General features: G+C 71.0%; 25 protein-coding genes. 5 read left to right on the top strand and 20 right to left on the bottom strand.

Annotated elements, in window-relative coordinates; all coding sequences use genetic code 11:
• Positions 1-253: 253 nt before the first annotated feature.
• Both QIT00_RS32190 and QIT00_RS32185 read right to left on the bottom strand, forming a co-directional pair.
• Positions 254-466 (bottom strand): hypothetical protein, encoded by a 213-nt coding sequence (locus QIT00_RS32190; RefSeq protein WP_161700093.1) that lies wholly within the window; start codon positions 464-466, stop codon positions 254-256.
• 377 nt (positions 467-843) lie between these two features.
• Positions 844-1,125 (bottom strand): acylphosphatase, encoded by a 282-nt coding sequence (locus QIT00_RS32185; protein WP_282538992.1) that lies wholly within the window; start codon positions 1,123-1,125, stop codon positions 844-846.
• A 132-nt stretch (positions 1,126-1,257) separates the two neighbouring features.
• Here QIT00_RS32185 and QIT00_RS32180 point away from each other — a divergent pair, with 132 nt between their 5' ends.
• Positions 1,258-2,163, top strand: coding sequence for a CAP domain-containing protein (locus QIT00_RS32180; RefSeq protein ID WP_282538991.1), 906 nt, complete (start codon positions 1,258-1,260; stop codon positions 2,161-2,163).
• Between the two features lie 38 nt (positions 2,164-2,201).
• Here the strand turns inward: QIT00_RS32180 and mutM are convergent, their stop codons facing one another.
• The 10 genes from mutM to QIT00_RS32130 form a co-directional block, all read right to left on the bottom strand.
• Positions 2,202-3,065, bottom strand: coding sequence for a bifunctional DNA-formamidopyrimidine glycosylase/DNA-(apurinic or apyrimidinic site) lyase (gene mutM / locus QIT00_RS32175; RefSeq protein ID WP_282538990.1), 864 nt, complete (start codon positions 3,063-3,065; stop codon positions 2,202-2,204).
• A 108-nt stretch (positions 3,066-3,173) separates the two neighbouring features.
• Positions 3,174-4,028, bottom strand: a complete 855-nt coding sequence (gene rnc, locus QIT00_RS32170) for a ribonuclease III (RefSeq protein ID WP_282538989.1) — start codon at positions 4,026-4,028, stop codon at positions 3,174-3,176.
• Between the two features lie 7 nt (positions 4,029-4,035).
• Positions 4,036-4,209, bottom strand: coding sequence for a 50S ribosomal protein L32 (rpmF, locus tag QIT00_RS32165; protein ID WP_026165248.1), 174 nt, complete (start codon positions 4,207-4,209; stop codon positions 4,036-4,038).
• A 2-nt stretch (positions 4,210-4,211) separates the two neighbouring features.
• Positions 4,212-4,865: a YceD family protein gene (locus QIT00_RS32160; protein ID WP_282538999.1), complete on the bottom strand. Its 654-nt coding sequence runs from the start codon at positions 4,863-4,865 to the stop codon at positions 4,212-4,214.
• Between the two features lie 171 nt (positions 4,866-5,036).
• Positions 5,037-6,296, bottom strand: a complete 1,260-nt coding sequence (locus QIT00_RS32155) for an ATP synthase subunit B family protein (protein ID WP_282538988.1) — start codon at positions 6,294-6,296, stop codon at positions 5,037-5,039.
• A 141-nt stretch (positions 6,297-6,437) separates the two neighbouring features.
• On the bottom strand, positions 6,438-6,920 hold the full coding sequence (gene coaD, locus QIT00_RS32150) for a pantetheine-phosphate adenylyltransferase (protein WP_282538998.1): 483 nt from the start codon (positions 6,918-6,920) through the stop codon (positions 6,438-6,440).
• Positions 6,921-6,955: 35 nt separating this feature from the next.
• Positions 6,956-7,546 carry a 16S rRNA (guanine(966)-N(2))-methyltransferase RsmD gene (gene rsmD / locus QIT00_RS32145; RefSeq protein WP_282538987.1) on the bottom strand — a complete coding sequence of 197 codons (591 nt, stop codon included), beginning with the start codon at positions 7,544-7,546 and terminating at the stop codon, positions 6,956-6,958.
• A gap of 288 nt (positions 7,547-7,834) precedes the next feature.
• Entirely contained in the window at positions 7,835-7,969 is a 135-nt protein-coding gene (locus tag QIT00_RS32140; RefSeq protein WP_282538986.1) for a hypothetical protein, read from the bottom strand.
• 213 nt (positions 7,970-8,182) lie between these two features.
• Entirely contained in the window at positions 8,183-10,387 is a 2,205-nt protein-coding gene (gene recG / locus QIT00_RS32135) for an ATP-dependent DNA helicase RecG (protein ID WP_282538985.1), read from the bottom strand.
• Positions 10,388-10,643: 256 nt separating this feature from the next.
• On the bottom strand, positions 10,644-12,428 hold the full coding sequence (locus QIT00_RS32130; RefSeq protein WP_282538984.1) for a DAK2 domain-containing protein: 1,785 nt from the start codon (positions 12,426-12,428) through the stop codon (positions 10,644-10,646).
• Between the two features lie 235 nt (positions 12,429-12,663).
• Between QIT00_RS32130 and rpmB the strand changes: the two genes are divergently transcribed.
• The gene (gene rpmB / locus QIT00_RS32125) at positions 12,664-12,849 is read left to right on the top strand and encodes a 50S ribosomal protein L28 (protein ID WP_282514873.1); all 186 of its coding nucleotides are present in this window, start codon (positions 12,664-12,666) and stop codon (positions 12,847-12,849) included.
• 119 nt (positions 12,850-12,968) lie between these two features.
• On the opposite strand, the gene thiD is transcribed toward rpmB, so the two are convergent.
• Both thiD and QIT00_RS32115 read right to left on the bottom strand, forming a co-directional pair.
• Positions 12,969-13,814: a bifunctional hydroxymethylpyrimidine kinase/phosphomethylpyrimidine kinase gene (gene thiD, locus QIT00_RS32120; RefSeq protein ID WP_282538983.1), complete on the bottom strand. Its 846-nt coding sequence runs from the start codon at positions 13,812-13,814 to the stop codon at positions 12,969-12,971.
• The gene (locus QIT00_RS32115) at positions 13,811-14,776 is read right to left on the bottom strand and encodes a thiamine-phosphate kinase (RefSeq protein ID WP_282538982.1); all 966 of its coding nucleotides are present in this window, start codon (positions 14,774-14,776) and stop codon (positions 13,811-13,813) included. Before QIT00_RS32115 ends, thiD begins: the two co-directional genes overlap by 4 nt.
• 302 nt (positions 14,777-15,078) lie before the next feature.
• On the opposite strand from QIT00_RS32115, the gene QIT00_RS32110 reads away from it, so the two are divergent.
• Both QIT00_RS32110 and QIT00_RS32105 read left to right on the top strand, forming a co-directional pair.
• On the top strand, positions 15,079-15,312 hold the full coding sequence (locus tag QIT00_RS32110; RefSeq protein ID WP_161694282.1) for an Lrp/AsnC family transcriptional regulator: 234 nt from the start codon (positions 15,079-15,081) through the stop codon (positions 15,310-15,312).
• A gap of 20 nt (positions 15,313-15,332) precedes the next feature.
• Positions 15,333-15,815: a DUF3515 domain-containing protein gene (locus QIT00_RS32105; RefSeq protein WP_282538981.1), complete on the top strand. Its 483-nt coding sequence runs from the start codon at positions 15,333-15,335 to the stop codon at positions 15,813-15,815.
• A 78-nt stretch (positions 15,816-15,893) separates the two neighbouring features.
• Here the strand turns inward: QIT00_RS32105 and QIT00_RS32100 are convergent, their stop codons facing one another.
• The 3 genes from QIT00_RS32100 to QIT00_RS32090 form a co-directional block, all read right to left on the bottom strand.
• The gene (locus tag QIT00_RS32100) at positions 15,894-17,066 is read right to left on the bottom strand and encodes a D-alanine--D-alanine ligase family protein (protein WP_282538980.1); all 1,173 of its coding nucleotides are present in this window, start codon (positions 17,064-17,066) and stop codon (positions 15,894-15,896) included.
• Positions 17,067-17,159: 93 nt separating this feature from the next.
• On the bottom strand, positions 17,160-18,170 hold the full coding sequence (locus QIT00_RS32095; protein WP_282538979.1) for an NAD(P)H-dependent glycerol-3-phosphate dehydrogenase: 1,011 nt from the start codon (positions 18,168-18,170) through the stop codon (positions 17,160-17,162).
• Complete coding sequence (locus QIT00_RS32090) at positions 18,167-19,045, bottom strand: lysophospholipid acyltransferase family protein (protein WP_282538978.1); 879 nt, start codon at positions 19,043-19,045, stop codon at positions 18,167-18,169. Before QIT00_RS32090 ends, QIT00_RS32095 begins: the two co-directional genes overlap by 4 nt.
• A 168-nt stretch (positions 19,046-19,213) precedes the next feature.
• On the opposite strand from QIT00_RS32090, the gene cofC reads away from it, so the two are divergent.
• Positions 19,214-19,897, top strand: a complete 684-nt coding sequence (gene cofC / locus QIT00_RS32085) for a 2-phospho-L-lactate guanylyltransferase (protein WP_282538977.1) — start codon at positions 19,214-19,216, stop codon at positions 19,895-19,897.
• Here cofC and QIT00_RS32080 read toward each other — a convergent pair.
• The 3 genes from QIT00_RS32080 to QIT00_RS32070 all read right to left on the bottom strand — a co-directional run bounded on the left by QIT00_RS32080 (position 19,869) and on the right by QIT00_RS32070 (position 21,332).
• Positions 19,869-20,078, bottom strand: a complete 210-nt coding sequence (locus tag QIT00_RS32080) for a hypothetical protein (RefSeq protein WP_282538976.1) — start codon at positions 20,076-20,078, stop codon at positions 19,869-19,871. The two genes, cofC and QIT00_RS32080, sit on opposite strands and share 29 nt — an antisense overlap.
• A 211-nt stretch (positions 20,079-20,289) precedes the next feature.
• Positions 20,290-20,952: an HU family DNA-binding protein gene (locus QIT00_RS32075; RefSeq protein ID WP_282538975.1), complete on the bottom strand. Its 663-nt coding sequence runs from the start codon at positions 20,950-20,952 to the stop codon at positions 20,290-20,292.
• 125 nt (positions 20,953-21,077) lie between these two features.
• Positions 21,078-21,332: an SCO5555 family protein gene (locus QIT00_RS32070; RefSeq protein ID WP_282538974.1), complete on the bottom strand. Its 255-nt coding sequence runs from the start codon at positions 21,330-21,332 to the stop codon at positions 21,078-21,080.
• Positions 21,333-21,391 lie beyond the last annotated feature (59 nt).

The raw sequence follows: 21,391 nt of genomic DNA, 5'->3' as shown, positions 1-21,391 counted from the left end.
CCGCGTCTCACGGCATGAACACGCGGTTTCATCGCGGAGGGTGCAGGGCACATCAGACGTGAGGGAACGCTTTGACGATCAGGGGGATCCGGAGCGGCAGGGGGATCCGGAGCGGACGGGCGGCACCGGCGGGGAGGGGAAGCGGGGGGAAAGAAAGCGGGGGAAAGAAAGAAGGGACGCCGAAGCGTCCCTTGCAGATCTTCTCAAGCGGCTGACACAGGCAGCCCCGAGTGATGCCTCACGAGGCAGCAACTCAGGTCAGCGCAGGCTCCGCCTGGGGTACGTCGATGCTCTCCAGAAACGAGTCGCCTTCGTGAGAAGCGGCAGCAGTAGCCAGCGCGTCGTTCTCGGCCTGGATTCGTACGAGCTCGGATTCCAGGTCCTGGACGCGCTGCTGGAGCCGTCGCATCTCGGCGAGGAGTCGCGGGTCGGAGCCGCCGACGTAACCGAGAAGCGCCTTTGCCATGATGGATGGTCCTCCACACTGAGTGACCGACCGAATCGGTGTGGGTCGTGAGGGAAGCACCCGCGGTGAATGGCACTGCTTGTTTTGATTGCCGTTCCCACATGCCAAACAGCCGGGGTGCGCGGGGACTTCCAGAGTCTCACCAAAAAGTTTGACGGTCAACACGATCACACCCCGTATTGGCGGGCGGCCCGGGGGCGCGCGGCCTGGAACGGGCGGCGCTGCTCTCCTTCGGGGCCCTGGGGGCGTGGAGATCATTCTGCTCCGCGCAGCCTGGCACGACAAGGCTTTATTGGCAACCACCAGGCGCTTTCCGTCCGCGACTTCGCCGGGTGCGGGTCCCTGCGCCGCGTCGGACGCCCGGGACCCGCCCGTCCTCACCGGATGGCGAAGGTGTCGTAGATGCCCCGGGGCGTGTCCCAGATCTCAGTGACGCCGTCGACCCGGCCGGGTGTGTCGCCCTCCCTGAGCCAGCCGAGCAGTGCGTCACACCCGATGCGGGTGCCTTCGGCAACGACCTGGACGCGGCCGTCGGCGAGGTTGAGCGCGAAGCCGACCAGACCGCCGATCTCGAGTGCCTTCGCCCTGGTGAACCAGCGAAAGCCCACTCCCTGTACCTGACCGCGTACCCAGGCGGTGAGCCGTACCTCTTCATTCATGTGGGAAAGCTAACCGGCCTATTGCCCGCAAGGCACTTCGCCCCCACATTCTCTTCACGTACAGTCGCGACAGCCGCGCCTCACTCGTACGGGTGAGGCACACGAACCTCAGGGATCAGGAAGGCCACCAAGATGGGACGCCACCGACGCGTGGGCGCCGCGGGCGCGAGCGACGAGCAGCACCCGGCGGACACCGGTCGCACGGGCGGCGCACACTCGCACCGCCGCTCGAAGCGGGGCTCGGTGCCGGTGCGTACCGGTCTGCTCGGCGTCTCCGCTGCCGTGGCGATGGGCGCCGTCGCCGTCGCCTCCGGCCTGATACCCGGCGACACCTTCACGGGCGGCGACGGCCAGGAGTCCAGCCGCGTGCAGTCCGCGGGCAGCCCGACCGATCTGGAGACGCAGGGCGAGACCTCCGCCTCCCCGGACCGCTCCGAGAGCCCCACGAGCCGTGGCTCCGAGCGCCCCGAGCCGTCGAAGACGCCGTCGAAGGCCTCCCCGTCCCGCTCCGCGAAGCCGTCCAAGACCCCGTCGCCCGAGAAGTCCACCGCGGACACCGGCGCCGGTGAGAAGAAGACGGAGAAGCCGAAGACCCAGGCGCCGGCGAAGCCCGAGTCGGCCGCCCCCGCCAAGCCGTCGGCTCCGCAGTCCCCGGACACCGGCCAGGCCGCCGAGGCCGAGGTGCTCTCCCTCGTCAACCAGGAGCGGGCGCAGGCCGGTTGCAGCCCGGTGAAGGCCGACGCCGCCCTCGCCGATCTGGCCGCCGACTTCAGCGAGGACATGGCCGAGCGCGGCTTCTTCGACCACACCGACCCGGACGGCGACACCCCCTGGGACCGCGCCGAGCAGGCCGGGGTCAGCAACCTCGGCGGCGAGAACATAGCCCGCGGCCAGTCCAACGCCCAGTCCGTCATGGACTCCTGGATGAACAGCCCGGGCCACCGCGCCAACATCCTCAACTGCGACTACAAGACCCTCGGCGTCGGCGCCCACTTCGCGTCCGGCGGCCCTTGGTGGACGCAGGACTTCGGCTTCTAGGGCCCGCAGAGATCGGGGAGACGGGCCCTAGCCCCGTCTTACGTACGGGTCGCCCGCGGCGGCCGTTGGCAGCGCGGGCAGAAGTAGCTGGACCGGTTCATCCACGGCCGTCGGCGCATCGGCGTGCCGCAGCGCCGGCACGGCTCGTCCTCGCGCCCGTAGGCGTCGAGCGCCCGCTCGAAGTAGCCGGACTCGCCGTTCACATTGACGTACAGGCTGTCGAAGCTGGTGCCGCCCACGGCGAGCGCGGCGTTCATGACGTCGCGGATGTGGCCGAGGAGTTCGATGGTGCGGGGGCGCGTGAAGGTGGCGGTGGGGCGCTCGTAGTGCAGCTTGGCGCGCCAGAGCGCCTCGTCCGCGTAGATGTTGCCGACGCCGCTGATCAGCGACTGGTTGAGCAGCGCCCGCTTGATGGTCGTACGGCTGCGGCGCAGGCCTTGGTGGAAGGCCTCGTCGTCGAAGGCGGGGTCGAGCGGGTCGCGGGCGATGTGCGCGATGACGTCGGGCAGCCCGTCGGCGGTGGTGCCGTGCAGCGAGAGCCCGCCGAAGGTCCGCTGGTCGACGAAGCGCAGCTCGGTGCCTTGCTCGTCGTCGAAGCCGACGCGGATGCGCAGATGCTTCTCGTCGGGGGCGCCCTCAGGCTGTACGAGGAGTTGGCCGCTCATGCCGAGGTGCGCCAGGATCGCGTTCGGCGAATCGGCGAGCGGCAGCCACAGGTACTTTCCGCGCCGCCGGGCGATGCCGATCCGGTGCCCCTTGAGCCGGGCGGCGAAGTCGGGCCCGCCGGCGAGGTGGCGGCGTACGGCGCGTGGGTGCAGCACCTCGACCTCGGTCACGACGCGTCCGGAGACCCAGCGCTCCAGTCCGCGGCGGACGACTTCGACCTCGGGCAGTTCGGGCACGGGTCCTCCCCCGGTACGTGGGTGAATGCACGGCCGACGGCCCGCCCCGTGGGATACGGGACGGGCCGTCGTACAGCCTGCGGAACGGCTTGCGGCTCGGCGTCGGCGTCAGGCCTTGGCCGATTCGGGGGCGCTGCCGGCGTCCGCCGCCGCGGCCTCTGCGGCCCCTTCGGCCCCTTCGGCTTCGGCCTTGGCGCGCTCGTCCGCGGCGGCGCGAATCGCACGCCACGCGGACTCGGCGGCCTGCTGCTCCGCTTCCTTCTTGCTGCGACCGGTGCCGGTGCCGTACGAGACGCCTCCGACGCGGGCGGCAGCGGTGAAGGTCTTCTCGTGGTCGGGGCCGGTCTCCGAGACCAGGTACTCGGGCACGCCGAGGCCTTCGGTCGCGGTGAGCTCCTGGAGGCTGGTCTTCCAGTCCAGGCCGGCTCCGAGGTTGGAGGACTTCTCGATCAGCGGGTCGAAGAGCCGGTGGACCAGCTCGGAGGCCGCGTCCAGACCCTGGTCGAGATAGACGGCGCCGATCACCGCTTCGAGGGTGTCGGCGAGGATGGATGCCTTGTCCCGGCCGCCCGTGCCTTCTTCGCCCCGGCCGAGCCGGATGAAGGCGCCGAGGTCGAGCTCGCGGCCCACCTCCGCCAGCGCACGCGAATTGACCACCGCGGCCCGCAACTTGGCCAGCTGGCCCTCGGGCAGGTCGGGGTGGGTGCGGTACAGCGTGTCCGTGACGACGAGTCCGAGCACGGAGTCCCCGAGGAACTCGAGGCGCTCGTTCGTCGGCAGGCCGCCGTTCTCGTACGCGTAGGAACGGTGGGTCAGCGCACGCACCAGAAGGGCGGACTCGAGCTTGTACCCGAGCCGCCCTTCCAGAAGCGTGTGGGACGAGGCCGTGTTCTCCGCCTGCTTCTTGGCGTTTGCCGCTTTGGCGTCATCCGCCGTTTTGTGGCTAGACACGGTGCCTCTCACCAGCCGCTCAGACCTCGAGGACCTGGCGCTTGTTGTAGGTGCCGCAGCTCGGGCACGCGATGTGCTGCTGCTTCGGCTCCTGGCAACGCTCACACGAAACCAGGGTGGGGACCGCAGCCTTCCACTGCGACCGGCGGTGGCGCGTGTTGCTGCGCGACATCTTCCGCTTCGGAACAGCCACGGCTACTTCTCCTGCTTCTCGTCGACGCCAGCTTCCGCTTCGGCGCCGCTCATCTCGTCCTTCTCGCCGTCCTGGAGCGAATCAGCGAGTCCCTGCAATGCCGCCCAACGGATGTCGACGGCGTCGTGGTGGTGGTCCGGGTCGTCCGCGAGCCGCGCACCGCATTCGGCGCAGAGACCCGGGCAGTCGTCCTGGCACACCGGCTGCATCGGCAGTGCGAGCACCACCGCATCGCGCAGCACGGGCTCGAGGTCGAAGAGTCCGTCCTCGAGGGGGGTCATGTCCTCGTCCTCGGCGTCGTCGGCCGGTTCCGCCTGCTTGCTGCGGCCACGGTCATCGGCGTCGGGGTACGTGAACATTTCCTGGAAGTCCGCTTCGAGCTCTCGCTCCAGCGGCTCCAGACACCTTACGCACTCCCCCTCGACCCGTGCACGGGCGGTGCCTGTGACAAGCACCCCTTCCATGACGGACTCGAGCCGGAGCTCCAGCTCGACCGGAGCGCCACCGGGCACTCCGATGACTCCCTGGATGCCGAAGATCGCGTCTCCGGAGGGTGCGTCGATCGTGCGGGTCAGCCGCTGGAGCGCACCGGGACGCCGACCCAGCTCGTGCGTGTCGAACACGAGGGGGTTGCGGTGGTCGAGGCGGGCGTTCAGGGCTCTTCCTGCTTTCGATCATCGAAGTCTTGGGGAGGCTGACCCCGCTGTGAGCGGAGAGCCTGGTCGCGGGCGTCAAGAAACGACAGAGCGCACGCGCGACCGAAGAGCCAGGATACTGGACCATTCGCTGTCGGCCCAATCCGCCCTCTTACAGCTGGCCAGAGCCGTTCACTGCCCCTGGCCGCGCCCCTGTTCGTACTCCCGCAGCTGATCGACGCTGATCATGCTCGTGTCGAACAGACTGGTCTCGTCGAGCGCGGGCGCCTGCTGCTGCGCCGGGTCGGACTGCTGCCCGCCGCCGTCGTAGAACCCCTGCATCTGCATGCCGTCCGCCCCGGGCCCGAACCCCTGCGGCCCGTAGTCCTGGCTCTGCTGCTGATAGGCGTACGGGTCCTGCTGCTGGTACGCGTACGGATCCTGCTGCGTGTAGTCCTGCGGCATCTGCTGGTACGCGTACGGGTCCTGCTGCTGGTAGCCGTACGGGTCCTGACCCTGCGGGGCGTACTGCTGCTGCGCGGGGATCGGCGCCGGGGCCATGGGCGGCGGAGGGGGCGGGGTCTGCTCGTACGAGGTCTGCTCGTACGAGGTCTGCTCGTACGAGGCCTGCTCGTACGAGGCCTGCTCGTACGAGGTCTGCTCGTACGGCTGGGGTTGTTCCTGGGGCTGGGGTTGTTCCTGGGGCTGCTGCGGCTGGTGCTGCGGCTCGGCCAGGTCCGCGAGGTAGTCCGCGTCGCTGGCGAGGTGCTGGTGGCCGTGCTCGTCGAGGGCGCCGAGCTGGCCGAGGTCGTCGGAGGCGACGCGGCCCTGGAGCTTCTGGCGGCCGCGGCCGACCGCGTCCAGCGTCTTGGACAGCACGGCCTCGAAGGCGCCGAGCTTCACGTCCACGTACCCGTCCGCGCGCCGGCGCAGGGTCTCCGGGTCCTGGCTGCGCTCGGGGGCCTCGGTGAAGTCCGGGTCCTCGTACCCCTGGGAATCCAGGCCCTGGCCGGTGCCGAGGAGCTTCTCGCGGCCGCGGCCCACCGAGCCGAGGGTCTTGGTGAGGACGACCTCGAAGTTGGCGAGCTTGGAGTCGACGTACTCGTCGGCCTCCTGGCGGATCTCCTCGGCCTCCGCGCGGGCCTTGGCGAGGATGCGGTCGGCCTCGTCCTGGGACTGGCGGGCGACCGCGGTGTCGGAGATCAGCGAGCCGCGTTCCGCGCGGGCCGACTCGAGGATGCGGTCGGCCTCCTGGCGGGCCTGCTCGACCAGTTGCTCGCCGCTGCCGATGACCTGCTGCGCCTGGGCGAGGGAGCCGGGCAGGGCCGCGCGGACCTCTTCGAGGCGCGCGAGCAGCTCGGCCCGGTTGACCACGCACGAGGCCGACATCGGCATGGACCTGGCGCCCTCGACCGCTCCGACGATCTCGTCCAGCTTCTTCTGCACGTCCACCGTGTGCTCGCCACTCTCTGCCTGCTAGAAGTCTCTGCCCGATGGGAGACGGACAAGGCGACTGTAAAGGCAGCGGCCGCCGCCCCGACACCGGGTGACGGGACGTCAGCTCCGCGGGACCCGTTCTGGCTGGCCGGGGGCTCAGCCGTCCTGGGCCAGGCGCTCGGTCAGCGCCGTGTGCACCAGCGGCGGCACGAGGTGGGAGACGTCACCGCCCCAGGCCGCCACCTCCTTGACGAGCGAGGAGGACAGGAAGCTGTACGTGGGGTTGGTGGGGACGAACAGGGTCTCGACGCCGGAGAGGCCGTTGTTCATCTGGGCCATCTGCAGCTCGTAGTCGAAGTCGCTGACGGCGCGCAGGCCCTTGACGATGGCGGGGATGTCGCGCTGCTTGCAGAAGTCGACGAGCAGGCCGTGGAAGGCCTCCACCTCGACGTTGCCGAACTCGGCGGTGACCTGACGGATCAGCTCGATCCGCTCGTCGATCTCGAACAGGCCCTTCTTGGACTGGTTGATCATCACCGCGACGTGGACCACGTCGTAGAGCTTGGAGGCGCGGGCGATGATGTCGAGGTGCCCGTTGGTGATGGGGTCGAACGACCCCGGACAGACGGCGCGGCGCAACTGAAGTCCCTCGCTCTCGGGTCCTGACGATGCGTTCATGAGGTGGGTTCCTCGCTGGTCGAGGCGGCGCGACCGTACCAAAACGTGCCCTCGCCGTAACGCCGGGACCTGAGCCCCTCGAATCCGTCCGGCCAGCCGAATTCCCCGCCTCTGGTGCTGCGCTCCACGGTGACGAGCGCTTGCTCAGCGAGCCAGCCCTGGGCACGGAGTGTGAGCAGGATCTCCCGAAGATCGTCGTCGCTCACGGCGTACGGCGGATCGAGGAACACCAGGTCGTACGGGTCCTGGGGGGCCGCGCCCGCGATGACCGAGGCCGCCTTGCCGGACCGGACCTCCGCGCCGGGCAGGGCGAGCGCCTTGACGTTCTCCCGGATGGTGCGGACCGCCCGGGCGTCCGTCTCGACCAGGAGCGCGTGGCCCGCGCCCCGGGACAGCGCTTCGAGGCCGACGGCGCCCGAGCCCGCGTACAGGTCGAGGACGCGTTCGCCGTCGAGCGGGCCGCCGAGGAGCGACTGCCAGGTGGAGAACAGGCCCTCGCGCGCGCGGTCGGAGGTGGGCCGTGTGCCGTTCCCCGGTGGTACGGCCAGGCGGCGTCCGCCGGCGCGGCCGGCGATCACGCGGGTCATCTGCGTCCTTCGGGGGTGAGGGGGCTCGTCGAGCGGTCTCGACGAGCCGCGGTCACTCAACGATATGTGGGGGTGCGGGACGGGGGCACAGCGGCCGTCACGACGGTGGCCGCGCCGTCCATCCGGCGGTCACGGCGGTGGCCGCGTCGTCCACCCGGCCGTCACTGCGGTGGCCCCGCCGCCCACCCAGCCGTCACGACGGTGGCCCCGCCGCCCACCCAGCCGTCACGACGGTGGCCGCACCGTCCCTCCCGTCGTCCGGCGGTGGCCCCGCCGTCCACCCGGCCGTCACTGCGCGGTGGCCGCGCCGTACACCCCGGCCGTCACGGCGGTGGCCGCGCCATCCCTCCCGTCGTCCGGCGGTGGCCGCGCCATCCCTCCCGTGGTCACGGCGGTGGCCGCGCCGTCCACCCCGGCCGTCACGGCGGTGGCCGCGCCATCCCTCCCGTGGTCACGGCGGTGGCCGCGCCGTCCACCCCGGCCGTCACGGCGGTGGCCGCGCCATCCGCCCCGTCATCCGGCGGTGGCCGCGCCGTCCGCTCGGTCGTACAGCGGTGGCCGCGCCATCCGCCCCGTCGTCACGGCGGTGGCTGCGCCATCCGCCCCGTCGTCAGCCCTTGTCCAGTACTCCTCTCGTCAGCCCTTGTCCAGGTACTCCTCCCGGTCCTTGTCGAGGAGGGCGTCCAGGGCCGTGCGCAGGGCGGGCAGGCCGGTGAGCTCCGGGTCGGCGGAGACGATCCGGACCGCCTCCTCGCGGGCCTCGGCGATGATCTCCTCGTCGTCGATGACCGCGAGGACCCGCAGCGAGGAGCGCACTCCGGACTGCGCCTGCCCCAACACGTCGCCCTCGCGGCGCTGTTCGAGGTCGATGCGGGAGAGCTCGAAGCCGTCGAGCGTGGCCGCGACGGCGCCGAGTCTGGCGCGCGCGGGGCTCGCCTCGGGCATCTCGGAGACGAGCAGGCAGAGGCCAGGGGCCGAGCCTCGTCCGACGCGGCCGCGCAGCTGGTGCAGCTGGGAGACGCCGAAGCGGTCGGCGTCCATGATCACCATGGCGGTGGCGTTGGGGACGTTCACCCCGACTTCGATGACCGTCGTCGCCACCAGGACGTCCACCTCTCCGGCGGCGAAGGCCCGCATCACCGCGTCCTTGTCCTCGGGCGCCATGCGGCCGTGCAGCACCTCGACGCGCAGGCCCTTCAGGGGTCCGGCCGTGAGTTGCTCGGCGACCTCGACGACGGCGAGGGGCGGACGCTTCTCCGCCTCGTCCTCGGCGGACTTCTTCTTGGCGGACTTGTCGTCCAGGTCGTCGCCGATGCGGGGGCAGACCACGTACGCCTGATGGCCGTTCTCGACCTCCTCGCGGACGCGTTCCCAGGCGCGGGCCAGGAAGTGCGGCTTGTCGGCTGCCGGAACGACATGGGTGGCGATCGGCGAGCGCCCGGCGGGGAGCTGGTCGAGGACGGAGGTCTCCAGGTCGCCGAAGACGGTCATGGCGACCGTGCGCGGGATGGGGGTCGCCGTCATCACCAGGAGGTGCGGCGGCTGTTTGCCCTTGCCGCGCAGGGCGTCGCGCTGCTCGACGCCGAAGCGGTGCTGCTCGTCCACGACGACCAGGCCGAGGTCGTGGAACTGCACCTTGTCCTCGATCAGGGCGTGCGTGCCGATGACGATCCCGGCCTCTCCGGTGGCGAGGTCGAGCAGGGCCTGGCGGCGGGCGGCGGCGCCCATCGAGCCGGTGAGGAGCACGACCTTGGTGGCGTGCTCGGAGCCGCCCAGCATTCCGCCCTCCGACAGCTCCCCCATCATCTCGGTGATCGAGCGGTGGTGCTGCTGGGCGAGCACCTCCGTGGGCGCGAGCATCGCGGCCTGTCCGTCCGCGTCGACCACGGCGAGCATGGCGCGCAGTGCCACCATCGTCTTGCCCGAACCCACCTCTCCCTGCAGTAGCCGGTGCATCGGGTGTTCGGTCGCGAGGTCGTCGAAGATCTCCTTGGAGACCCGCTCCTGTCCGTCGGTGAGGGTGAAGGGCAGCTTGGCGTCGAACGCGTCGAGCAGGCCGTCCGCGGTGGGGCGGCGGGGCGCGGCGGGCAGCTGGGTCTCGGCGAACCGGCGCCTGGCCAGGGCGACTTGGAGGACGAAGGCCTCGTCCCACTTGAGGCGGTCCTTCGCCCCTGCGACGTCCTCCTTCGAATGCGGCCGGTGGATCTTCAGGAGCGCCTCGGGGAGCGGCACCAGGCCGCGGCCCTGGCGCAGCGAGGGCGGCAGCGGGTCCACGGCGTCCTGCGCGCTGGGCAGCACCGCGTCCACCGCCTTGGCGATCTTCCAGGACTCCAGCTTCGCGGTGGCCGGGTAGATCGGGATGAGCGCTCCGGCCCAGGACTCGACGGCGTCCTCCCCCTCGGCTCCGCCGCCGCGCAGCAGTTGGTACGCGGGGTGGGCGAGCTGGAGTCTGCGGTTGAACGCGGACACCTTGCCCGCGAACATCGCGCGGGTGCCGGGCAGCAGGTCCTTGTGCGGCTTGTGGATGCCGCGGCCGAAGAAGACCAGCTGGAGCTGGCCGCTGCCATCCGTGATGGTGACTTCCAGGCGCTGTCCGCGGCCGCCGTTGAACTTCAGGACACGTGCGCTCGCGACCTGCGCGACCACCGTGACATGCTCGTCCAGGGGCAGGTCGAAGAGCGTGGTCAGCTCGCCTCGCTCCGCGTACCGCCGGGGGTAGTGGTGGAGGAGGTCGCCGACCGTGTGCAGGTCGAGGTGCTCGGCCATCACCTTCGCGGTGGCGGGGCCGAGCGTCTTCTTCAGGGATTCTTCGAGCGCGGGCACGAATCCATTGCACACCATGGCTCTGACACCCGCGGTGACTCAATTCCGGAATCCGGGCACAACGCCTCCCGTGACGCGCTAACTTTGCGGCATGCCTTTGGCATCGGGCAGGGCTTGTCCGTCACGGGTCCGCATAGGCGGGCGAGTGAGAAGCCACCGCATTCACGCACAGGCGGAGTCACTGCACACCACGGCGCCGACATCGCGCACGGCAGGTGTACCGAAGCGCCCGGGACCAGGGCCCGCGAGACCGCGGTCGCTGGCCCCGGGCGGCTTACTCCACGCCGATCAGCATCAACGGCGCCTGCCGCCCGCCTCGGTACACGACGGTGTCGACGGCGAGGTGGTGCTCGCGTACGTGATCCCCGAGGGCGTCGCCGACCGATTCGGGCAGGTCGTCGCCGAGGACGAGCGTGACCATCTCGCCGCCCGCGGACAGCATCCGGTCGAGGACCGCGGCCGCCGTGGCCGTGACGTCGGCGCCGATCACCGCGACGTCCCCGTCGATCAGGCCGAGCAGGTCCCCGGCCTGGCAGATGCCCGCCGTGGTCCACGACTGCCGCTCGGCGACGGCCAGTTCCGCGTACCGGGTGGCGCCCGCCGCCGACGTCATGCCGACCACGTCCTCGTCGAAGCGCCGGTCCGGCTCGTGCACGGCGAGCGCCGCGATGCCCTGCACCGCGCAGCGCGTCGGGATCAGCGCGACTCGTACGCCCTCGGCACGGGCCTGCTCGGCCGCCGCAGCAGCCGTGTACCGCAGCTCCGGGTCGTTGGGCAGCAGCACCACCTCGCGCGCGTGCGCCCGCCGGATCGCGTCGACCAGTTCGCCGCTCGCCGGGGGCTCCCCCGGCCGCGCGAGCACGGTCGTCGCGCCGGACTCGCCGCACAGCTCGGCCAGGCCCTCGCCGGGCACGACGACGACGATCGCGCGCTGCGTCCGCTCCCGCGGCTGCTTGGGGTGCCCGCCACTGTGCGCGTCCTGCGCCCCGAAGTGCGTGATCCGGATGCGGTACGGGCGTCCCGCCTCGACTCCCGCCTCGACCGCGGCGCCCGCGTCGTCCACGTGCACATGGACGTTCCACAGCCCGTCGCCGCCGACCACGACCAGGGAGTCGCCCAGGGCGTCGAGGCGGGTGCGGAGCCGGGACACGGCGGCGTCGTCGGCCTCCAGGAGGTAGATCACCTCGAACGCGGGCCCGCCCTCGTCGGCGCCGCTCTCGGCCCCGCAGTCGACGGCGTCCGCCGCAGGACTCCGCGGGCTCACCTCTTCGTCAAGGCCCGCGTCCGCGGCGAACGGTTCGGCCTCGTCGTCCACGCGCGCGTGGTGACCGATTCCGCCTCCCCCGCGCACCGGCCGCCGCGCGGGCGCCCTACCCGACAGGGTCTGCACGAGGGCGCCGAGTACCGCGACGAGGCCCTGGCCGCCCGCGTCGACGACGCCCGCCCGGCCGAGCACGGCCAGCTGGTCCGGCGTCCCCTCCAGGGCCGTGGCCGCGCCCTCGTACGCGGCGGTGGCGACCGCGGCGCAGTCGCCGACCGCCCGCCGTGCCGCATCGGCCGCGGCGGTGGCGACCGTCAGGACGGTGCCCTCCACGGGATGGGCCACCGCCTGGTAGCCGGACTCGGCGGCCCGGCGCAGCGCGAGCCGCAGCATCGCGGCACCGCCGTCCGCGCCCGAAGGACCGGGTGCGCTGTGATCCGCGCCATGCTCTCCGTCGTCGGAGGCGGCCTCGGCAAGCACCTGAGCCGTACCGCGCAGCAGCTGCGCCAGGATCGTTCCGGAGTTCCCGCAGGCACCGATGAGCGCGCCGTGCGCCAGTGCGCGTACCGCCTCCGCCAGCGAGGGGCCCGCGCCGGAACCCGCCGCTTCGTGGCCCGCGAAAACCGCCTCTACCGCGCGTGCGGCCGATTCCACGGTCAGATACAGATTGGTGCCGGTGTCCCCGTCGGCGACGGGATAGACGTTGATCGCGTCGATCTCCTCGCGGGCCTTCCCCAGCTCGCGGAGCGCCAGTCCGCACCAGGTGCGCACCACCTCGGCGTCGGGGGTCTGGGGCACCGGCTGCCTCCTTGTTCCGGGGTCGTCTCGCAGCGTAGTCCCCGGTGGGGAGGCTGCCCGGGGCAGGCCCCCGAGCGGTCATGGTAGTTTCGTTGTACCGAAGCGGACGTTGTATGCTGCTTCGGTTGCCTGACGAGAGTCAGGCCGACCTTCCCCCTGGCACCGCCAATCAGATCACTAGATCCCGGCATGCCGGGATCAACCGTAAGTGCATCTGAAGTCTTTGGAGTGACCCGTGGCTGCCAACTGCGACGTCTGCGGCAAGGGGCCGGGCTTCGGCAACAACATCTCCCACTCGCACCGCCGCACGCCCCGTCGCTGGAACCCGAACATCCAGCGCGTGCGTGCCGTGATCGGTGGGACGCCGAAGCGGCTCAACGCCTGCACCTCGTGCATCAAGGCCGGCAAGGTCTCGCGCTGACGAACGTGTAGCGCGGCCACCTAGCTGGTTGCTGTAGAAAGCCGGTCCACCCTCGGGTGGACCGGCTTTTTCATGCCCGCACACAGGGCCACTACGCACAGGCCGCTACGCACAGGCCACTAGGAGCGGAACCGCCACCCGTGGTCCACCGGCCCGATTCCCCCGCCGAGCGCGAAGCCCGCGGCGATCGCGCCCGTCACGTACTCCTTCGCCGCACGCACCGCGTCCGGCACCGTGAGCCCCTGTGCGAGGCCTGCCGCGATCGCGCTGGCCAGGGTGCAGCCGGTGCCATGGGTGTGGCGGTTGTCATGGCGCGGGGCGCGCAGCCAGTGCTCCTCGGCGCCATCCGTGAGCAGGTCCACGGCATCGCCCTCAAGGTGCCCGCCCTTGATCAGTGCCCAGCGCGGCCCGAACTCCAGCAGGGCGGCGGCCGCGCGCCGCAGCCCATCCTCGGACTCCACGCGTACGCCGGTGATCTGCGTGACCTCGTCCAGGTTCGGCGTCGCGACCGTGGCGACGGGAAGCAGCTTCGTCCGTACGGAATCGAGGGCCGAGGCGGCAAGGAGAGAGTCGCCGTGCTTGGAGACGCCCACCGGGTCGATCACCGTGGGCGCTTCCGTGCCGGCGAGCAACTCCGCGACCGTCTCGACGAGTTCGGCCGATGCCAGCATGCCGGTCTTCACGGCCTGCACGCCGATGTCGTCGACGACGCTGCGGTACTGCGCGCGCACCGCCTCCACCGGCAGCTCCCAAGCGCCTTGCACACCAAGGGAGTTCTGCGCGGTGACCGCTGTCAGGACGCTCATGCCGTGCGTGCCGAGGGCCAGCATGGTCTTCAGGTCGGCCTGGATGCCCGCGCCGCCGCCCGAGTCGGACCCGGCGACGGTGAGCACGCGCGGGGGTGCCGTACGAGACGGTGCCGTACGAGACGGTGCCGTACGAGACGATGCCGTACGAGATGTCATGATTCGATCTCCCCGAAGTGGTCCCAGCCGCTCTTGCTGGTCCAGGGCGCGCCGTCGACCGTCACCTGAGGCAGGGCCGAGGGGTTGAGGACCTCGCCGATCACCTTCCAGCGGGCCGGAAGCTGCACGTCCGGCGGGAAGGTCGCGACGATCGCGTGGTCCTCGCCGCCGGTGAGCACCCACTGCAGCGGGTCGACGCCGACGGCCTGGCCGATGTCGTTCATCTGCGAAGGGATGTCGATCGAGGCGGACTTGACGTCGATCCTGACCTTGCTCGACTCGGCGATGTGCCCGAGGTCGGCGATCAGTCCGTCGCTGACGTCGGCCATCGCGGTCGCGCCGAGCCCGGCGGCCGCGGGGCCCGCGTGGTACGGCGGCTCGGGCCTGCGGTGCGCCTCGACGAAGGCGCGCGGCGAGCGGAAGCCGCGCGAGAGCACCGCGTGCCCGGCGGCGGACCAGCCCAGCCAGCCGGTGTACGCGACGACGTCACCGGGCTGCGCACCCGCGCGCGTGACCGGCTCGTGGTTGCGCAGATCGCCGAGCGCGGTGATCGACACGGTGATCGTGTCCCCGCGTACGACATCGCCGCCGACCACGGCCGCGCCCGCGACCTGGCACTCGTCGCGCAGCCCGTCCATCAGCTCGCTGGCCCAGGTGACCGGCAGCTCGGCCGGTACGACGAGGCCGAGGAGCAGCGCCGTCGGCACGGCGCCCATGGCGGCGATGTCCGCGAGGTTCTGCGCGGCGGCCTTGCGGCCCACGTCGTACGCGGTGGACCAGTCGCGGCGGAAGTGCCGCCCCTCCAGGAGGATGTCCGTACTGGCCACGACCCTGCGGTCGGGTGCGGCCACGACCGCGGCGTCGTCGCCGGGGCCGAGGCGCACCGCCGGAGTGGTGGTGAGCCGGGACGTGAGCTCTCTGATGAGCCCGAACTCCCCGAGCTCGCCCACGGTGCCCTTCATCGAGTCTCGCCTCTTCCTGTCGTGCCGGGCGTCGTGCCCGGTGTCGTGCCGGGCGTCGTGCCGACTGCCCCAGTGTGCGCGCGGTCGCGGGGGCCCTCGGCCGCGGGTACCGTCAACAGGTACGTCAACTTGGCTGGTCCGTACGCCCCGGAGCGCGCGCCACAGGCTCCGCGGGTCTCCCCGCGACGCACGGTGACGCGATACCGTGGCGCCCCGTTGCCCGTCAGCACCCGTTTCCGAGGGCGCTGAACGCTTGCTGTTTCCGTTCCCCACATGATCCTCGTGGCCGCCCTGGAGGTTCCGTGGTACAGGCGTACATCCTGATCCAGACCGAGGTAGGCAAGGCGTCCGTGGTCGCCGAGCTGATCGGCAAGATCCCCGGAGTGATCCAGGCCGAGGACGTGACCGGTCCCTACGATGTCATCGTGCGCGCCCAGGCGGACACGGTCGATGAGCTCGGTCGCATGGTGGTCGCGAAAGTCCAGCAGGTGGACGGCATCACCCGCACGCTGACCTGCCCGGTCGTGCACTTGTAGCCCCCGTCTACGCTTGGCCGGTGAACGTTTTCCGCCGCCGGCTGATCTGTCTGTCCGCCCTCGGTCTGCTGTGGGCGACCGCGGGCTGCTCTTCGACGGACGACCGGGCGACCGTCCCGGTTCCCTCCCCCGACGCCGATACGGCACAGCTGTGCCGGAACCTGCACGAGCAGCTGCCGGACCGGATCGACGGGCTCGACCGCGAGGATCCGGAGCCGCGTTCCGAACTGACTGCCGGATGGGGAGGCTCGGCGATCATACTGCGCTGCGGTGTACCCCGGCCCGCCGCGCTCGCGGACCCGAAGGCGTACGGCGCCGAGGTCAACGGCGTGGGCTGGCTGACCGAGCAGCAGCAGGACGGTTCGTACCGCTTCACGACGACGCTGCGCGAGGCGTACGTCGAGGTCACGTTCGGCAAGGAGCAGGCGAAGAAGGGCGCGGGCTCGCTCACCGACTTCGCGGGGCCGGTCAGGAAGACGGTGCCGGAGGGCATCGCGAACTGAGTCCGCGATGCCCCCAACTGCACGCAGGGGCCCGGCCGTTGGAAGACGGCCGGGCCCCTGCGTACGTACGTGGACGCGCTAGCGCAGTCCGGTCGGCCGGCGCAGGGCGGCCTGGATGAGGCGGTCCACCAGCTCGGGGTAGCCGACGCCGCTCTCCTGCCACATCCGCGGGTACATCGAGATCGGCGTGAAGCCGGGCATGGTGTTGATCTCGTTGATCACGAACCGGCCGTCCTCGGTGAGGAAGAAGTCCGCGCGCACCAGGCCCTCGCAGGACGCCGCCTCGAAGGCCTCGACGGCCAGGCGCTGCACCTCGGCGGTCTGCTCCTCGGTGAGCGGGGCGGGCACGATCCCGGAGGCCGAGTCGATGTACTTGGCCTCGAAGTCGTAGAAGGCGTGGTCGGAGACCGGCGGGATCTCGGCGGGCACGCTGGCGCGCGGGCCGTCCTCGAACTCCAGGACGCCGCACTCGATCTCGCGGCCGCGGAGCAGCGCCTCCACGATGATCTTCGGGTCGTGCCGCTGCGCCTCCTCGACGGCCTCGTCCAGGCCCTCCAGGGAGTCGACCTTGGTGATGCCGAAGGACGAACCGGCCCGCGCGGGCTTCACGAAGAGCGGCCAGCCGTGGTCACCGGCGAAGCCCACGATCTTCTTGCGGGCGGCCGACGGGTCGAGCTCCCACTCGCGCGGCTTGATCACCACGTACGGGCCGACGGGCAGCCCGAAGGAGGTGAAGACCCGCTTCATGTACTCCTTGTCCTGGCCCACGGCGGAGGCGAGGACGCCCGAGCCGACGTACGGCGTCCCGGACAGCTCCAGGAGTCCCTGGAGGGTGCCGTCCTCGCCGTACGGGCCGTGCAGGACGGGGAAGACGACGTCGACCTCGCCGAGTGCCTTGGGCACCGATCCCGGCTCGGTGACGACCACTTCGCGGTTGGCGGGGTCGAGGGGCAGCACCACGGCGCCGTCCGCCGACTCGGCGAGCCGGTCCACGTCCGGGACGGTGCGGTCGGTGATCGCCATCCGCTCCGGGTCGTCGGCGGTCAGCACCCACCGGCCGTCGTGCGTGATGCCGATGGGCAGCACGTCGTACTTCTCGCGGTCGATGGCGCGCAGGACGGCGCCGGCCGTGACGACCGAGATGCCGTGCTCGGAACTGCGCCCGCCGAAGACGACCGCGACGCGCGGCTTGCGGGATTCCCCTCCTGGCTGGGAGGGGACCGGGCTCTGGGAGGAGGTCTCGCTGCTCATATCGCGTTGAGCGTACCTGCTGGTAGTGGCCGAGTCAGCGCGCGTGCGGCGTCGAGTCGGCGTACGGGACGCCGCCCGCCGGTACGCGGGAGGTCAGCGGCGCTCGGCCTTCGCGCTGCGCCCCATCAGCTCCTTGAGCGCCACCAGCGGCGGCGTGCCGTCGTGCACGATGCCGACGACGGTCTCCGTGATGGGCATGTCGACGCCGTGCCGGCGGGCCAGATCGAGCACGGACTCACAGGACTTGACGCCTTCGGCGGTCTGCTTGGTGACCGCGATGGTCTCCTCGAGGGTCATGCCCTTGCCGAGGTTGGTGCCGAAGGTGTGGTTCCGGGAGAGCGGCGAGGAGCAGGTGGCGACGAGGTCGCCGAGGCCCGCCAGGCCGGAGAAGGTCAGCGGGTCGGCGCCCATGGCGTGCCCGAGCCGGGTGGTCTCGGCGAGGCCGCGGGTGATCAGGGAGCCCTTGGCGTTGTCGCCGAGGCCCATGCCGTCCGCGATGCCGACGGCGAGACCGATCACGTTCTTGACGGCGCCGCCGAGTTCGCAGCCGACGACGTCGGTGTTGGTGTACGGCCGGAAGTACGGGGTGTGGCAGGCCGCCTGGAGCCGCTGCGCGACGGACTCGTCGGTGCAGGCGACGACCGCGGCGGCGGGCTGCCTGGCGGCGATCTCGCGGGCGAGGTTGGGCCCGGTGACGACGGCGATGCGCTCGGCGGGCACCTTCGTGACGTCCGCGATCACCTCGCTCATCCGCATCGCGGAGCCGAGTTCGACGCCCTTCATCAGGGATACGAGGACGGTGTCGGGGGCGAGCAGCGGCGCCCACTCGGCGAGGTTGCCGCGCAGCGTCTGCGAGGGCACGGCGAGCACCGTGAAGTCGGCGCCGGCCGCGGCCTCCGCGGCGTCGGTGGTCGCCCTTACCCGCTCGGGGAGTTCGACGCCCGGGAGGTAGTCGGGGTTGGTGCGGGTGGAGTTGACGGCCTCGGCGAGTTCGGGACGGCGGCCCCACAGGGTCACGTCGCAGCCCGCGTCCGCGAGGACCATGCCGAAGGCCGTGCCCCAGGAACCCGTACCGAAGACGGCTGCCTTCACAGGCGGTGTCACTTGGTGTCCTCCCCGGCCGTGCCGGTCTGTTCGCCGACCTTGTCGGCCGTCCTGTGCTGTTCGGGGCCACCGGTCGCGAGCTGTTCGCCGCCGCTTGGGAGCCGTTCGCCGCCGCTCGGGAGCCGTTCGTCGTCGGTCCCCCGCTGTTCGGCCTTGCGCCGCTGGGCGATGCGCGCCTGGCGCGGGTCGAAGGGCGTCGCGGGGGCCTTCTCGCCGCGGAGCTCCTCGAGGAGTGCGGTGATGGCGGCCATGATGACTTCCGTTGCCTCCTTGAGGAGTTCGGGCGTCATCTCCTTGTCGTAGAAGCGCGCCAGGTCGACCGGCGGACCGGCGAGGACGTGGTGCGTCTTGCGCGGCAGGATGTGCGGCTTCTTCGCGTACGGCGGCAGGAGTTCGTTGGCGCCCCATTGCGCGACGGGAATCACCGGGCACTTGGTCTGCAGGGCTACACGCGCGGCGCCGGTCTTGGCGGTCATGGGCCACAGATCGGGGTCGCGGGTGAGCGTTCCCTCGGGATAGAACGCGACGCATTCACCCCGTTCCACGGCGTCGATCGCGGCCCGGAACGCACTGAGTGCGTCGGTGCTCTCGCGGTAGACGGGGATCTGTCCGGTACCCCGCATCACGGCGCCGACAAATCCGCCCTTGAATAGTCCGTTCTTGGCGAGGAAACGCGGCACACGTCCGGTGTTGTACTGAAAGTGCGCGTACGCGAAAGGGTCGACATGAGAATTGTGGTTCACCGCGGTGATAAATCCACCGTCGCCCGGAATGTGTTCCACACCACGCCAGTCCCGCTTGAGGAGAACCACCAGCGGCGGTTTTGCGATGACCGCCGCCAGGCGGTACCAGAAGCCGATTCTGCGGCGGGACACTCGGACACCTTCCTCTGCTGACTTGTCATGCGCTGGTGCGCCGCACAAGTGTCGCCCCAGGTTCTCCGTCTGTCGAGAACACCGTATGCCAAGCCCTTGCCAGGCCCTTCGGACGGCTTGTCCACAGGGCCGCACACAGTACGCGCCCACAGGCGAGAATGGGTGCCGATGCGCACACAAGCCGACCGTGCCGAGCCGTTCGCGTGGAGCCTGGTCATCCCCCTGAAGCCCCTGGTGCGGGCGAAGAGCAGGCTCGCGGCCGCCGCGGACGACCGGCTGCGCCCCTCGCTCGCCCTCGCCTTCGCGCAGGACACAGTGGCCGCGGCGCTCGCCTCAGGGGCCGTGCGGGATGTGGTGGTCGTCACGGACGACGCCCGCGCGGCACGCGAGTTGGCGTCCCTGGGCGCCCGCGTCGTGCGGGACGAGCCGGGCGCCGGCCTCAACGCCGCGCTGTCCCACGGCGCCCGCACAGCCAGGTCGCCGCGCCCCTCGGCGGCGGTGGCGGCGCTCAACGCGGACCTGCCCGCTCTCCGTCCGGCGGAATTGACGCGAGTTCTGGATTACGCCCGCGCATTTCCGCGCGCATTTCTCCCGGACGCCGCAGAAATCGGTACGACACTGCTGTGCGCGGCGCCGGGAATTCCGCTGGCCCCGGAGTTCGGTGAGGCCTCACGGGCCCGGCACACGGCGTCGGGCGCCGTGGAGATCCCCCTGCTCGACGTGGCGAGCGTCCGCCAGGACGTGGACACCCCCGAGGACCTGACCGCGGCCCTGTCCCTGGGCGTCGGCCCGCACACGGCGGCGGCCGCGGACCGGGCGCTGTTCAGAGGGTCTGCAGCGTCACCAGAGTGATCCGCCGCTCCTGCTCCCCCGCCGCCTCGTCGAGCTCGATCCGCACCCGCTGACCGGGCCGCAGCATCCGCAGCCCACCGGCGTCGAAGGCGGCTCCGTCGAAGGGCACCGGAGTGCCGTCGTCCAGCAGCACACTGCCGCTGCGGGTCTCGGGGTCGTACGTGTACGCGGTGGCCTGCATGCCCGCAGCGTATCGGGCACCGCACACCGCCCGTACCGCGTGCCCCCCCTGCCCCGTACCCCCGTACCGCACGGGCGGACGGACCGGACGGGCGCGGACGCCCGCATCGCACACCGGCGGCCGCGCGCCTCGTGCACCGGCTCCGGACACACCGCGGGCCGGGCTCCCCGAGAGGAGCCCGGCCCGGCGCGTGAGTGAGCCCTGCCGACCGTTACTTCTTCCTGGCGGTGGCCTTCTTGGCGGTGGTCTTGCGCGCCGTCGACTTCTTGGCGGGCGCCTTCTTGGCCGTCGCCTTCTTCGCGGGCGCGGTCTTCTTCGCGGTGGCCTTCTTGGCCGTGGTGGCCTTCTTCGCGGCGGCCTTCTTGGCCGGAGCGGCCTTCTTCGCCGTCGCCTTCTTGGCCGTGGTCTTCTTCGCCGCGGTCTTCTTCGCGGTGGTCTTCTTCGCCGCCGCCTTCTTCGCGGTGGTCTTCTTCGCCGCCGCCTTCTTGGCGGTGGTCTTCTTGGCCGCTGCCTTCTTCACCGTGGAACGGGTGGAAGTGCCGCCGGAGAGGCTGCCCTTGGGCGCCTTCTTCACCGCGACATCGTGCTTCGGGAGCTTCTTCGAGCCGCTCACCAGGTCCTTGAAGCCCTGGCCCGCACGGAAACGCGGAACCGAGGTCTTCTTCACGCGCACGCGCTCCCCGGTCTGGGGGTTGCGTGCGTAGCGGGCCGGACGGTCGACCTTCTCGAACGAGCCGAAGCCGGTGACCGAGACCCGGTCGCCGCTGACGACCGAGCGGACGATGGCGTCCAGGACCGCGTCGACAGCGTCGGCGGCCTGCTGACGGCCACCGACCTTGTCGGCAATCGCTTCTACGAGCTGCGCCTTGTTCACGTCTTCCCCTTCGGAGACATTGCCAGAACCAATGTGTTCAAGCTTTTTCGCACGTTAGGCAGATGTATACCGCAAATCAAACACGAAACGGGCTAATCACCCTTGTGCCGCAACGAACTGAAGACTCAGTGAGTTCCGTCAGTTCGGCCCGGATCGACATCCGCGGGGAATCGCTCGGAGTCCAGTTCACGCATGAACTGGTCCAGGCGCCTGGCCGCGTCGGTGAGATCGTGTTTGGCCGCGGCCGTAATGACCAGCAGCTTCCGGGTCAGCGCCATCCGTACGCCCTCCGGGACTTGCAGTGTGCGCACCTTCGCGTGCGCTTCTTTCAGCCGGTCCGCGACGAGCCCGTAGAGCTCGAGTTGGCTGTCGCGGTCCATGCACTGATTGTGCCATCTAGGGCGAGTTGTCGCCTCGCGAGGTCTCAGCGTGCCGCCCA

The sequence above is a fragment of the Streptomyces luteolus genome (assembly GCF_029968015.1).
Taxonomy (GTDB): Bacteria; Actinomycetota; Actinomycetes; order Streptomycetales; family Streptomycetaceae; genus Streptomyces; species Streptomyces luteolus.
The sequence above is the reverse complement of the archived record's forward strand: the minus strand, read 5'-3'. Positions and strand labels throughout refer to the sequence as shown.